General features: G+C 41.0%; 16 protein-coding genes. 10 read left to right on the top strand and 6 right to left on the bottom strand.

Annotated elements, in window-relative coordinates; translation table 11 throughout:
- The 3 genes from AC37HE_RS03600 to AC37HE_RS03590 form a co-directional block, all read left to right on the top strand.
- Positions 1-484: DUF456 domain-containing protein (locus AC37HE_RS03600; RefSeq protein WP_500781416.1), on the top strand; the 484-nt coding region annotated here is incomplete at its 5' end.
- Between the two features lie 120 nt (positions 485-604).
- Positions 605-1390, top strand: coding sequence for a S1/P1 nuclease (locus AC37HE_RS03595; protein ID WP_500781415.1), 786 nt, complete (start codon positions 605-607; stop codon positions 1388-1390).
- Positions 1391-1540: 150 nt separating this feature from the next.
- A complete protein-coding gene (locus AC37HE_RS03590; RefSeq protein ID WP_500781414.1) occupies positions 1541-1951 on the top strand; it encodes an SPOR domain-containing protein in 411 nt (136 codons plus the stop codon).
- A 238-nt stretch (positions 1952-2189) separates the two neighbouring features.
- Here AC37HE_RS03590 and AC37HE_RS03585 read toward each other — a convergent pair whose 3' ends face one another.
- Complete coding sequence (locus AC37HE_RS03585; RefSeq protein ID WP_500781413.1) at positions 2190-3083, bottom strand: cation diffusion facilitator family transporter; 894 nt, start codon at positions 3081-3083, stop codon at positions 2190-2192.
- Positions 3084-3297: 214 nt separating this feature from the next.
- On the opposite strand from AC37HE_RS03585, the gene AC37HE_RS03580 reads away from it, so the two are divergent.
- The 7 genes from AC37HE_RS03580 to AC37HE_RS03550 all read left to right on the top strand — a co-directional run bounded on the left by AC37HE_RS03580 (position 3298) and on the right by AC37HE_RS03550 (position 9184).
- Positions 3298-3990, top strand: a complete 693-nt coding sequence (locus AC37HE_RS03580) for a tRNA/rRNA methyltransferase (RefSeq protein ID WP_500781412.1) — start codon at positions 3298-3300, stop codon at positions 3988-3990.
- 53 nt (positions 3991-4043) lie between these two features.
- On the top strand, positions 4044-4601 hold the full coding sequence (locus AC37HE_RS03575; protein ID WP_500781411.1) for an RNA polymerase sigma factor: 558 nt from the start codon (positions 4044-4046) through the stop codon (positions 4599-4601).
- A 27-nt stretch (positions 4602-4628) separates the two neighbouring features.
- On the top strand, positions 4629-5198 hold the full coding sequence (locus AC37HE_RS03570) for a hypothetical protein (protein ID WP_500781410.1): 570 nt from the start codon (positions 4629-4631) through the stop codon (positions 5196-5198).
- A complete protein-coding gene (locus tag AC37HE_RS03565) occupies positions 5179-6216 on the top strand; it encodes a DUF4097 family beta strand repeat-containing protein (protein WP_500781409.1) in 1038 nt (345 codons plus the stop codon). The genes AC37HE_RS03570 and AC37HE_RS03565 overlap by 20 nt, the downstream gene beginning before the upstream one ends.
- Before the next feature lie 73 nt (positions 6217-6289).
- The gene (locus AC37HE_RS03560) at positions 6290-7399 is read left to right on the top strand and encodes a glycosyltransferase (RefSeq protein ID WP_500781408.1); all 1110 of its coding nucleotides are present in this window, start codon (positions 6290-6292) and stop codon (positions 7397-7399) included.
- A complete protein-coding gene (locus AC37HE_RS03555; RefSeq protein WP_500781407.1) occupies positions 7362-8789 on the top strand; it encodes a redoxin domain-containing protein in 1428 nt (475 codons plus the stop codon). Before AC37HE_RS03560 ends, AC37HE_RS03555 begins: the two co-directional genes overlap by 38 nt.
- Positions 8790-8911: 122 nt before the next feature.
- Positions 8912-9184 (top strand): DUF493 family protein, encoded by a 273-nt coding sequence (locus AC37HE_RS03550; protein WP_500781406.1) that lies wholly within the window; start codon positions 8912-8914, stop codon positions 9182-9184.
- 98 nt (positions 9185-9282) lie between these two features.
- Here AC37HE_RS03550 and AC37HE_RS03545 read toward each other — a convergent pair whose 3' ends face one another.
- The 5 genes from AC37HE_RS03545 to AC37HE_RS03525 form a co-directional block, all read right to left on the bottom strand.
- The gene (locus AC37HE_RS03545; protein WP_500781405.1) at positions 9283-9816 is read right to left on the bottom strand and encodes a hypothetical protein; all 534 of its coding nucleotides are present in this window, start codon (positions 9814-9816) and stop codon (positions 9283-9285) included.
- 115 nt (positions 9817-9931) lie between these two features.
- The gene (locus AC37HE_RS03540) at positions 9932-10966 is read right to left on the bottom strand and encodes a mechanosensitive ion channel family protein (RefSeq protein WP_500781404.1); all 1035 of its coding nucleotides are present in this window, start codon (positions 10964-10966) and stop codon (positions 9932-9934) included.
- Between the two features lie 81 nt (positions 10967-11047).
- Positions 11048-11611 carry a GNAT family N-acetyltransferase gene (locus tag AC37HE_RS03535; protein WP_500781403.1) on the bottom strand — a complete coding sequence of 188 codons (564 nt, stop codon included), beginning with the start codon at positions 11609-11611 and terminating at the stop codon, positions 11048-11050.
- Between the two features lie 32 nt (positions 11612-11643).
- Positions 11644-12603 carry a TRM11 family SAM-dependent methyltransferase gene (locus tag AC37HE_RS03530; protein WP_500781402.1) on the bottom strand — a complete coding sequence of 320 codons (960 nt, stop codon included), beginning with the start codon at positions 12601-12603 and terminating at the stop codon, positions 11644-11646.
- Between the two features lie 211 nt (positions 12604-12814).
- Positions 12815-13279 carry a hypothetical protein gene (locus AC37HE_RS03525; protein ID WP_500781401.1) on the bottom strand — a complete coding sequence of 155 codons (465 nt, stop codon included), beginning with the start codon at positions 13277-13279 and terminating at the stop codon, positions 12815-12817.
- Positions 13280-13673 lie beyond the last annotated feature (394 nt).

The raw sequence follows: 13673 nt of genomic DNA, 5'->3' as shown, positions 1-13673 counted from the left end.
GGATTATGTATTAATTATTCTGGGAGCCGCATTGATACTTATTGGAATTGCTGGAGCAATCCTTCCGGTGATCCCTGGTACTCCAATAAGTTATGCAGGAATTCTGCTCCTCCATTTTACATCGAAATACCAGTTTAGTTTAAAGTTTCTAATTCTGGCAGGTATTTCCGCAGTTCTGTTAGTTATTCTCGACCAAATTATTCCGGTTTGGGGAACTAAAAAATTTGGTGGATCTAAAGCCGGAGTTTGGGGCAGCCTCATTGGCCTAATCGTTGGAATGATATTTTGGGGTCCATTGGGAATTATTACAGGACCTTTTTTAGGAGCCTTTATTGGCGAATTGATTGGTGGAAAACGAACAAAACAGGCCCTGCGAGCTGGTATTGGTTCATTGCTTGGCTTTCTGGCCGGAACAATACTCAAACTAATTTATACAGGAATGATGTGCTGGTATTTCTTCGAAAAACTAATTGTAACGAATTAATGACCATTTTGAGCTCACTTTTGATTGACAATCCACACTTAATAGGATACGATAAAGTGAACAATAAGAATTGGATCCTGTTTATTCCTGTTTAAAGTCGAAAAACAAGAAAAAGATAAGATGATCAGAATCAAACAAAGAAGCTTTATTCGCCTCGTTATTATTCTTTTAATGAGCACTTCCGCAAACCAATGTTGGGCTTGGGGAAAAACCGGGCACCGGGCAATTGCAGAAATTGCCTATCAACATTTAACGGCTGAGGCAAAATTAAAAATAGCTGCCTTAATAGGCGATAATTACCTACCCTTATATGCTACCTGGGCTGACGACATTCGCTCTGATAAAAGCAATCCTTTGGCAGAAGCTCATCATTATGCCAATATGAAATTGGATGAGACCTACGAGCAGTCCTCACCTTCGGACGACGATGTTGTTAATTTACTAAATGACATGATCGATCAATTGGATAACCCGGATTCATCCAAGGAGGATAAGGTAATTGCCTTGAAATTTATCATTCATTTGGTTGGTGATATTCATCAGCCAATGCACCTGGGGCTGTCTGAAGATCTTGGCGGCAACCTTGTTAAAGTAAAATGGTTTGGCGAAGAAACGAACCTGCACAAGGTCTGGGATGAAGACATTATTGATTTCAGCCGGCTTAGTTACACCGAATTAGCACGTTTTGCAGGAACCCCTGGCAAGGAGGACTTAGATAAAATGCTTAACCAATCGGTTGTTCAGTGGGTTGATGAGACGCATGAACAAACCAAGCTAATTTATCAAAACATAGGGGACAAAAACTACGAATATGCCTATTACACAAATGCGATTGATATCGTCTACAAGCAAATACAAAGAGCCGGATTCAGGCTGGCTAATTTGTTAAACCTCCTCTTTCGTTAAACGATAAAACGTTTTGATTTAAGCATTTTCACCAATTGGATTAGGCTATAATATTTATTACTTTAGCTGCGATAGAAAATTCACGCTAATTAAAACGAATTAATCCCGTTCAGTCGAATGGAAATAAGATCTTAACGTAATTATTACCTCATGAAAAAATATGCATTTACTGTTCTAATAGGCCTTATCGCATTTTCTGCTTGTAAAAACAAAGCAAAGGAAAAAAACCAAGTTGAGCCGACCAAAGTAGAGCAGCAAACCAAAGATACTGTTCAAACAGCGACAGTTCAGCCTGTTGCAGAACCAGTAGCACAAACTCCGGAAGACAAATATTTTCTGATTGCCGGCAGCTTCCTAAACCAGGAATATGCGAATAGTTATGAAGATCGATTAAAGCAAAAGGGATACGATGCTCAGGTTGTTCAGCGCCAGTGGGGAGCCAATAACGAATACTACCGGGTAGCCTGTAAATCATTTTACAATAAGACAGATGCTTACAATGCGCTGGCAGAAATGCAGCAAACTCAAGAAATCGAAAATGTCTGGTTGCTAGTGAAGTAAATTAACAGAGTAAAATACTGCAAGGAGACTTTGATAGTCTCCTTTTTTTGTAAGTCATTGAATGCAAAGGTGTGAAGAGGCTTTCGACTACCCCATTTATCCGCTTGTAATGAAGATAGCCTGACAACTTTAGAAAACCAAGACAACAGGTTATCCTAAAAGCGTTTCAGATTTCATTTTTATGAGCGTTTTCCCGAAATCATGGAACTTTTTGTTGATCAAAAGCGGGACTTGTGTCCTAACACGCTGTTCCCCCATTTGGACAATTGTATTCAAACTGAAGTGTTACATGGTTGATATTAAACTCGTCATGTAAAATCTCATCCATGGCTTCATCAATCTCATGGGTTTCCGAAAGATGTAGATCGGAACCCAGTTCTACATGTGCCTCAAAGTGAATGGTATGATCTGTTAAAAGCCAAATATGAATATGATAAACCTGCTTTACACCACTGACAGTCTCCAGCTTTTGCTTTACCTCCGTCGGATCAATCGAAGCCGGGGCAAACTGCATCAATATTTCAGTCGATTCTTTTAATAATTTGAAGGTATGGACCAACAAATAAATACTAATAATAAGAGTCACAAGGGGATCAATCCAGGTCCACCCCCACGCCCAAATAAATACAGCTCCTACAATTACCGCCAGCGAGGTTAGCGCATCGCCCAACAAGTGTAAATAAGCCGCTTTAACATTCAGGTTATGTTGATGATCGCCGTGTAACAGGAATACGGAAAAACTATTGGCCAGGAAACCAAGAATACCTAATCCAAGCATCCATTTAAAATCGACAACCTGCGGATTTGCAAAACGATCAACAGCCTCAATCATCAGGTAAAACGAAATAGCAATCAACACTAAGGAATTAATAAAAGCGGCTAAAATTTCGGCCCGTTTATAACCAAACGAATGCTTAGCTGTTTTTTCGCGGCGTCCCAATCGATCGGCAATATAGGCCAGCAACACAGCAACCCCATCACTCAAATTATGAATAGCATCTGAAATCAAGGCTAAACTACCACTAATAATACCTCCAATTATTTGAGCTACTGTAATAACAATATTCAACAAAAAGGTTAATCCAAGGCTATTGTGTGAATGATGATGATGATGTCCGTGATCGTGTCCCATGACGGCGAAATTGTTAAAATGAATTTCACGGAAATGTAGCCAAAACTTATTAGTATCGGAAGGAAAAGAAATACTTAACAATTCAAACTTCAGAATTTATTTAAAGACATTATAAATAAGGAGCGAGCAATTCGGTGATTTACAGAAGGCGGAATAAAAATAAAGTTTCGGTACTCCGCCTTTGCAGCTATATTTGCACAATAAGATTATTTCAATGAAGATTAGCTTTATTTTAGTTGAGCCTGCCGTTCCCGAGAATGTGGGTGCTGCAGCCCGGGCCATGAAGACCATGGGTTTTTCAGATATGCGGCTGGTCAATCCCTGCGACCATTTAAGCGATCCGGCGCGTTGGCTGGCTCATGCTTCAAACGATATTCTGGAAGACGCGACTCTTTTCAACACATTTGAAGAGGCCATACAGGATCTCGATTTCATAATCGGGACATCAGCCAAACAACGCTTGGTGAAGGAAGACTACTACTCAACCCGGGATTTAGTACCGCTGATCAAAGCTAAAGGTACAGCTATTCAACATGTGGGAATTATTTTTGGTCGAGAAGACAGTGGGCTGCGAAATGAAGAACTGCGACGATGCGACATGGTGACGACTGTTCCATTGCAAACTACCTACCCCAGTTTGAACCTGGCACAAGCCATCATGCTTTATGCATACGAATTGAGCTCGCTACACGAAACGGAAACTGATGTTCCGGCAAGAACAATTAATGAAAACGGATTTAGAGCACTAAAAAATAAAACAAGCCAGATATTGCTAGAACTGGACTTTAAGGAAGAATCAGCCATTTATCCACGTATCCTGGAACGCTTAAACCAATTGGGTGAGGGCGATATTCACCTGCTTCATTCTATTTGCAACAAATATTTTGAAAAAAAGGATAACACCTGATGCAACATTCAGGAATCAGCCGTCGTCTTTCAAACAGATTAAGCTGTTAAACCTTGGAAACACTGTATAAAAACATTCATCAAAACATCATCGACCGCTGCAAAATGGGTGACCGTGAAGCACAGTTCGAGTTATATAAGGTTTATTACAGGTCGATGTACAGTACCAGCTTTCGAATTGTTGGCAATGCTGCCGATGCCGAAGATGTGATGCAGGAATCGTTTTTAAGTGCATTCAATAAGTTGGACAGCTACGAAGGAAAAGTTAGTTTTGGCGCCTGGCTCAAAAAAATTGTAGTCAATCGTTCATTGGATTATTTAAAAAAGCGGAAAGTTATTTTCGAGGAAATCAATGAGCGGGTTATGGAAGAAGAACCTGACCCGAGAATGGAAATTCGAGAAATTGACTTGAATAAGCTCAAGCAAGCAATGATGAAGCTACCGGAAGGCTACCGCGTAGTGCTAAGTTTGTATTTGCTCGAAGGCTATGATCACGACGAAATATCGCAGATCTTAAATATCACCAATGTTTCGTCGCGGACGCAACTACTTAGAGCAAAGTGTAAGCTACGCGATCTGTTGATCAAAGACGAACTATTTTCCTTCAATTAATGATTTGGAATGACTAAAATGAAGGCCATGAAAGACTTTGACGATATGCTGGAAAAGACCATGCGAGAGAATAAAGCATTCTTCGATGAGGAAGCTCCCGAGGGACATTTTGAGCGATTTGCCAACCGGTTGGGTGAGCAAAAGATAAAACCAATTCGCAACAGAAGAAGAATATACTTACAAATTGCAGCTGCTGTAGCTTTTGCATTGTTGCTTGGCAATCAGGTTCGCATGTACCTGCAACACCCCAAGGAACCTGCAGCACTTACATTGAGCAGTGTTTCGCCTGAATATGCTGAAGCCGAATTTTATTATACCTCAGCGATTGATAAAGGTATGGAACACTGGAAAAAACTGACTGCAGACGGCATGATTTCTCAAGACGAGCAGAAAATGATGAATGCAGAAATTGCTGATTTTCAAGAGACATATGCTCGCCTGCAAAAGGATTTAGCTGCAAACCCTGAAGATGAACGGGTGATCAACGCCATGCTTGAGTTGTATCAAACCAGGTTGGCTATCATCAACCTGATAATTGACAAATTGGAAGAAATAAAAAAACAAAAAGCTTATAATCATGATGAAAGTGAAATTTAAAATCTTATTAGCCCTGCTGGCATTCTTACCGTTTAGCTTACAAGCGGCTGAATACAACCAAACAGTGCATCAGGGTTATGCCAAGTCGCTGATTACAGCTCTGAATGTGAGCAATAAATTCGGGACAATCGAGATCAATGATTTCGGAGGCGACTCGGTAACTGTTGATGTAACCATTACTGTGGAAACCAACAGCGAAGGACGTGCGAAGCAATTGATGAGCCTGATTGACATCAATATTAACCGGAGCGGCAGCATCTTGAATGCCAAAACGGTCATCGACAATGACTTTAAGTCGAAAGAAAATTTCTCCATCGACTACAAAATCAACATCCCAAAAGATCGTGCCTTAACCGTTAGCAACAAATTTGGTAATGTTGCTGTGCAAGCGCTCGACGCCCCCGGAAGCTTTGACATTGCTTACGGAAACATTACTGCAGGGACTCTAAACTCTCCGGGTGACGGTGTTCAGCTGGAACTGTCATACGGAAAAGCCGACATTGAATCGATCAACAAAATGTCTGGTGAGATCAAGTATTCCAAAATATTTCTGGGACAAGCAGGCGACTTAAGTATCGAATCGGCCTATTCGGGCATCAATGTGGATGACCTGCAATCTCTGGATCTGGAATCGAAATACGACGATGTCAAATTAGGTCATGTTCAAAAAATTGATGCAGAATCGAAATACACCAACTACAAACTCGAAGAACTGACCGGTGAACTTGATATTGAAACGGCTTACGGTTCAGTAGGCATTGAAAAAGTATCTCCAAACTTCAGCTCTATTGACATTACAAATACCTATGGTGGCGTGTCTTTAGGTATGGAAGGCCTTTCCTATCTGATTGATGCCGAATGTGACTACTGCGATGTAAAATACCCGACTGATGAATTTCAGGGAAATCGACAAAAAGATAACTCCAGCCTGACAGTTCAAGGGAGCATTGGTTCACCCAATGGAACACAAAAGGTGGTCATCAGAAGCAGGTACGGTGGCATTAAATTAAATAATTAGAAATTCAATTTTACAACATAGAACCGCAGGCATACCGCTTGCGGTTTTTTTATACTTTTAGTCGATTACTGAAATGACTAAAAGGCTACACATCATAAGTTTTTGCAATCCTTATCCACCTGATTTCGGTGCTGCAATTGACATATACCACAAGCTTGAGGCCTTGCAACGGAATGATATTCAAATTCATTTGCATTATTTTGGCAACCAGCCGGTGGCCACCGAATTGAAACAGCTTTGCGAGCATGTTTATCCTTATCCGGCCAAAAAGCGCATAAACGAAAACCTTGGCATTCTACCATCAATTATTAAAAGACGCAACGACCCGCAGCTTATCAAAAATTTGCTGGCCGTGCCTGCTCCAATTCTTTTCGAAGGGCTGCAAAGTTGCTATCTTTTGAATGATCCGCTGTTGCGTGCTTATCCGAAGATTGTGAGAACACACAATATTGAGCATCTGTACTACTTTAATCTCTACCGTTCATCGAAGCTAACACAGCAACGCTGGCATTTTCTGCTTGAAAGTTTGAAGCTGAAGTTGTTCGAAAAGCAACTTAAATGGGCTGATCAGATTGTGGCTATTTCCCAGACAGATGCCGATTATTTCAACGAAGGTTATGGAAAAACACACTTTATTCCTGCTTTTCACTCGTTCCAGTCAATTACCAGTCAACCCGGGAAAGGCGAATGCATCCTTTTCCACGGCAACCTGGAGCTAAAGGAAAATCAACGGGTCGTCAAATACCTGGTCCATAAAATATTTTCACAGCTAACCGAAAGCTTTATCATTGCCGGGAAAAACCCACCGGAGGGGTTGCTCAAGCTGGTTAAAGACATTCCCCACATCTCGATGGTGGCTAATCCGTCATCGGAAAAGATGAAAGAGCTGATCTCAAAAGCCCATATTTGTTTGATTCCTAGTTTTCAACCCACGGGAATGAAGTTGAAACTGCTGCATTCACTATTTGGCGGACGTCATTGCCTCACAAATTCAATGATGGTCAAGGGAACAGATTTGGAAAATCTTTGCCATATTGCAGATTCTCCGCAAGACATGATTCAGCAGATCCGCTCGCTGATGGAACAGGACTTCGACCGGGATGAAATCAATAAACGGAGAATGAAACTGGAAACATTTTACGCCAATGAAATTAATGCGCAAAAAATCATTAAGCTTTTATAGTCTCCTTTTGCTGTGCCTCTTTCCCACTTTCTTAAGAGCACAACCTGTTCAAATTACCTTTAGCTTTCCGGCTCTTCGCGACAGTCAATTAATTGTTGGCGGTTATTATTTTGGTGGGCTGTACGTCAAGGATACGCTTCAACTCGATGAGCAAGGTCTGGCAACATTGAGCAAAGACAGCGCGATGGATCAAGGCATTTACCAGGTTTATTTTAACGAGAGTAACCATTACGATTTTTTGCTCGGCCCCGACCAACAGTTCAGTATGAAGCTTACTCCAGGCACCGAACAGCCAACCATCAGCGGGGCTGACGATACAGAGCAGTTTCAGCAATACATCAACTACTTAGACAAACAAAAAGCCCACTTTGCTGAACTGTCGGCGCAACAAAAAAAGCTAAAAGACAAGCCTGATTCACTGGCTTCCATTAAAGCGGAAATGCAGCAGCTCGATCGGGATGTACGAAAATACCAGTTCAATGAAGGATTGAAAAATAAGGATGAGCTTTTTGGCAAAGTTCTGTTGGCGAACCACCAGGTGGAGATCGATCCTGAACAAATACCGGCAAAATACCAGGCCAACGACTCGTTAAAATGGGTTTACGAATACAATTACCGCAAACAACACTACTGGGACTATTTCGACCTGGGAGAAATGGACTTGTGGCATACCCCTTTCGTGAAAGATAAACTGAATGATTACTTCAATAAAGTACTGCTGCAAACACCCGACAGTGTTTTGCCTGAAGCGGTCGCACTAATTGAAAAATACAGAAGTAATCCTGAGTTGTTTCAAAACCTGACTTCATTTCTGGTGAATAACAGTATTCAATCGAAAATGATGGGTATGGAGAATGTGTTTGTAGCCTTGTCCAAACGCTATTATCTGAGCGGGCAAGCCAAATGGGCCGACGAGAGGACGATGGAAAACATTCGGCGCGAGGTAGCCCTCCGCCAAAACAACCTGTTGGGCAACAAAGCGCCGGAGCTACTGCTTGAAGATGCCGATGGTGAATTTCACAGCCTGTACGAAAGTCCAACGCCCTATACCTTGTTAGCTTTTTGGGAACCGGGCTGCAGTCATTGCAAAAAAGAAATTCCAAAGCTATACGACGAACTATTTCTGAAGGCACGCCCTTCGCAGCTATCGGTTTATGCCGTGTATACCATGACCGACAAAAAAGAATGGACTGATTTTATTGCTGAACACGAATTGAAGGACTGGCAAAACCTGTGGGATCCCAAACAAATTTCGAATATGAAAGCCCTCTACGGCATCCGCACTACGCCCTCCTTTTTCTTATTGGATAAGGATAAAAAGATTATTGCAAAACAGCTCGATGTCGCTGGCCTGCGTCATTTTCTGAGAGTGAAGGGAGCTATGCAGTAAAAGTTCCAAGTTCCACGTTCCAAGTTTAAAGTTCGGACTTTCAAAAAACGCCCGTTGCAATCAGGCGCCCCAAGAACAAAGCACAAATTAAAATGTTACAGAAATTAAAGAGAGAGGAAAAAATGACATCTGACAAATTCAAAAACTTACGATATCGTTTAATGGAGGTTGAAAGCTGGCCATTGAAATACATGTTCAAGTTTATCACTCCCAATCAGGAGGGAAAAGTTGACCAGGTAAAAGCCCTGTTACCAGATCATGGCGAATTTTCGTTTAAACATACAACCAGCCTGAAATATGTTGGTATTACCTGTGTTGCCGTTATGAATACAGCCGATGAGATCATTGATATTACCGAAAAAGTTGATCAAATTGAAGGCGTGCTGATTTTATAAGAGCCATATTCCGGGAACCCGCGAACAGAACAAAACGAGGGATGATTGCTGCAAAACAATCATCCCTCGTTTCTATTTATGCTTTAAGTCTGTTGAAACTAATCACTAAAATACAACGCCTCGATACTTTTAATATGAATTCCCCGGAAACAATCGTCCATACAAGCATTTTCAACATAACCGCATAGGGAGATCATCCCGTCATTATTTGCCTCAAAGTAAACTTGTGCATCATCCCGCTTAATAAGCCATTCAGTTTCTGCCTTCAAGTAAATTTCGTCCAGTGTTAGCGGGTCTGCCCCACTATTGGCATGACTTCCGATTTCATCTCCGTTCTCTGTCCAATTCACAGCTTCTTCCGGGAGTTCTTCCTGGTTTCCAACAAACCGAAAGCTCCGCTCAACAACAGCCCCATTTATCACTGATATTGTTGTTTCCCAGCCGTAGCTGGTAAAAACCGATCCACCCGATACAACATACTGATACGAGTCACCTGAAATTTGCATGAACTCCGACAAGGTTTGTCGGCTTGTGTCAAACTCACTTTGGTAATTTAAGTCATCGTCCGAATGGCACGAACTTACCAGAGCTGTAACTGCTAAAATGAAAATCAAATAAATTTTTAATTTCATTACTTATCTGTTTTCTAAACAGATGACGATTACCGGAATTGGTTGCGTAGAAAAGTGAACAATTCTGGCAGAGATAAATAAAGACCCTACGCCTCGTAATCGTCCATGAAAGAACCTATTGCTTTAAACTTTTCTCCAGCCGGGCTTTAATCTCTTCATTTTTGGCAATCTGGGCTTTTAGTTGTTCCTGCTCTTTTTCGTCAGTCAGGCCCTTCAGTTTTTCGCGTAAATCGGTTTGTTTTTGTTCAATCTGCTTCAAGTAATCTTTCTTTGTTTCCATCTTCCCCGATTGGATGGCTTCGTCGAAAACCAATTTCTCGGGTGTGGACGTAGAGGCTGTCTCCTCATTCTCGACCACATGATGCGGAATGAATTGCTGATCGTCGACACGGCGTTGATTCATAAAGCTCGGCGAAACAATTTCGATTTTTCGGGCATGTAGTTTATCCATAACCATTGCCTTCAGCAGCGAATTGGTACTGAAATACTTACTACTGTCGGACAAAAAGCCATGAATGCGGTAAACAACCGAAAAATCCCCCAAGCTGATGATATAAACGTACGGATCGGTTAAACCGGTGGCCAACGCAGCTTCTTTCAATGCTTCTTCAATTTTGATGCGCGGCACATCATAGCCCAGCGAAATAGTGGTCGAAATTACCGTATTGGTTTTCCGAACCATTTTAACCGGATTGCTCGCCACATATAGGTTTGGAACGGTAATGATGTTGCTGTCCTCCATTTGAATCTCGGTATGAAAAATGCTTTTCTTGATCACCCGACCATAAAAATCACCAATCTTGATCAGATCGCCGTTTCGAAACCGATTCATCGAGTTATTCATGATCCCGGCAATCAGGTTGCCCAGAACGGTGGTCGAGCTTAGTGCAATACCGGCACTGACAACGATGCCCAGGAAACCCAGTATTTGACCTTTTAGCGATTTGTCAATGGGAAGAACCAGTACGAATGCCAAAATACCAACAAAGACAATTAGTATTGAGATTGCCCCTTTCAGAATATTACCGTCTGAAGCAGACGATTTTAGCTTTTTGAAAATTGTCGAATTCAGGATTAGAAGCAGCACTAAGGCGAGAATTACTCCTGTAGGCTCTATTAATTGGAATATTTTGGTTAGTAGTTCTTGCATTATCTCGTTATTTTAATATTCACGCTTATCTGCCCGGAAATGCCTCATCACCATCGTTCAAAAGGATATGCCTTCCGGCATTCAATAATCTCTCGGATCATCTTCAACAATAGCGTAGTGGTAATTATCGATCCATGCTCCCCGAATTGGTAATATTTTGCGTCGTAGTCCTTCCCGGGTCATGCCGATTTTTTTCAACACCCGTATCGATCGAACATTTTCAGTTGCAACACCTGCTTCTACTTTATGCAGCCCGAACTTGTTGAACCCTAACAAAACCAATTCTTTGGCAAGTTCAGTAGCATAACCGTTTCCCCAATAAGCTGGGTTTAATTTATAATAAATTTCACCAAGTTTAAACTTATTATTCGATAAAGAGAATCCGGCAACTCCAATAAATTCGTTTGAATCTTTTAAGCATACTTTCCATTGATAGCTTTCCCTGGGAACCTGACGTTGAGCGTCAAGCTGCCGAAGCAAAAATTTCCGGGTCTCTTCGATCGTTTCCGGAATTCCTAAGGTATTAAACTCATCAACCTCCGGAATCGAATTCAGCCGATGGATGTTTTCCAGATCCGCAAGGGTGACTTCCAACAGGCGTAATCGCTCAGTTTCCAAATTAACGAATGCAGGAATCTTCTTCATGATGCTTTATACTTAATTTCTCAACATCCGGTTCACCCCAATTCGGGTGAACACTCTTTTTCGCAAACCCATATTTTCCGGGCAAAGCTGGCCTTTCCGCGTTTACCTACGCTGCAATAATCCGACACAGTCAAGCCTGCCTGGCTAATTATATTGCTGATATCCAAAGTCGATACAATGACAAGACGTTCAGCAATTTCTACGGTCGAATTAATAATGTGCGAGGTCGTATCCTCATCAGCATAGCTAAACAAATTATAGGGCAAATCAATAATGGCTGCATCATACCGGTTGCTCATGTCCTTAATATCGGAACGGTAAACGGTTGTTGTATAGTTGAAGTGAGCCAGATTTTTGCGGGCCTGGCGGCACACCTTCCAGTTAATATCGCAGCCCTCCATATTATTTCCGGCAAAACAGGCTTCCAGCATGATCGTACCAACGCCGCAACAGGCATCCAGCAGCTTTTTTTCTTTATCTGCCTTGGCTGCAATATTCACCAGGGCTTTGGCAATGTTTACGTTGATGGAGTTACTGAATGAGTAAGGTTTTTGCTTGTGCTTATACCAGTTGTAATTATTCTTAACCAACTCACCAAAGCACCAGGTGCCTTCGTAAAAGCACAAGGCATAGGTTATTGCAGGGCTGTAATATTCAGGGTTGCCTTCAATGGCGTAACCAATATCTTTCAGCTTTTCAAGCCTCTTGTCATAGGCTGTTGAATCACCCGCCAATACTAAATATTCAACTTTGAAGCCCTCGGCACATATTCGTGCTTGCTTAATTTCCTGGATGAGTGTGGAATAATCATCAGAAAATAGGCGCACCTCCAATCTTTTTTTAATAAAAGCGCTATTCGAAGGTTCAGCTTTAATATTGGAGAGAAGCAGTTTATTCTTTTCCTCCTGATTGAAAATACATCTCGATTCGAGTTTGCAAAGCTCACTTTCAGGGTGGTCGTAACTAAAGCAATAAATATAATTAGGTAGCATCTTGTTGTCTTTCATCGTTATTAAGCATCCAATTCTTTATATTCGGCATTAAACGTTTCTGCAAAGGAAGAAATTTGCTCTGGTTCGAAATCCTTATCCTTAATTTTGTTTTGTTTCTTTTTCATATGTCCCACCAATGATTGTGTCTGTAACAAAGGTACACAACCACTCTACCCTATGCATTATGCTCTGTTCAACAGTCCGTTTTTTATTACCCGTCAATTTGGTTCACATTAATAACGATTCCATTTTCAAATTCAATCTCCAGAAAATCCGGGTCAATATTAAATAAGCTTGGAACATGCCCCAAATCATATGTTATAGTTCGATCATTATCGGTAGAATAATCATTTCCTAAAAGCTCAATGACTTGATTTTTTGTTTTACCAATTAGTATTTTGCTGACAATGATATCTGCAGACATTTCATATCGCTGCTCAATATTCGATTGCCATTTTTGCTTATCAAAATCTTTTGCCGGATAATAGGAAACAGAAAATATCCATATTATTATGATTCCGGCATACAAAACCGGACTCAAAATCACAGCAGGAAAAATGGCTAAATATTTTCGATTTTTATCATTTCCCAATTTCAATTTACGAAGAAGCCATTTCGACAAGAAGTAAATTGGCAAAGCCAATATTAATAGTATTAAAGGTACTTCTGAGCCCATCTGTTTTCAAATTTTCAATAATACAAACTCTTAAAAATGCGATATCCAAGTAACAGAAGGAAAATTGATACACACACCCAAAATAGAACTGGTTCTCTTTTTGCATACTCTCTCAGGTTGAGCAATAACAACTTTGTCGAAACAGCTTGATAATTGTATTTCACTTTTTTGACATACTCCAAGGCTTTCTCTCTTCCCAAATATTTGGAAAGTTTCTCAATGTCTTTTTCTGGTATTCCATTTAGATCACCCATTTTTTCTGAAAGTCTTTTTCAAGATGCGTTGAAGAGGATCGATTCTGCTCCAATAAATTTCCGCTAGCCTTACCAGGCGGGTTTTCATCTTTGGCTTGCCCCAAAGACGAAACAGAAAACGCAAGGCTGATTTTTATCTT

It is taken from the genome of Mangrovibacterium sp. (assembly GCF_059905295.1).
This window is presented reverse-complemented; position numbering and strand designations above follow the sequence as displayed.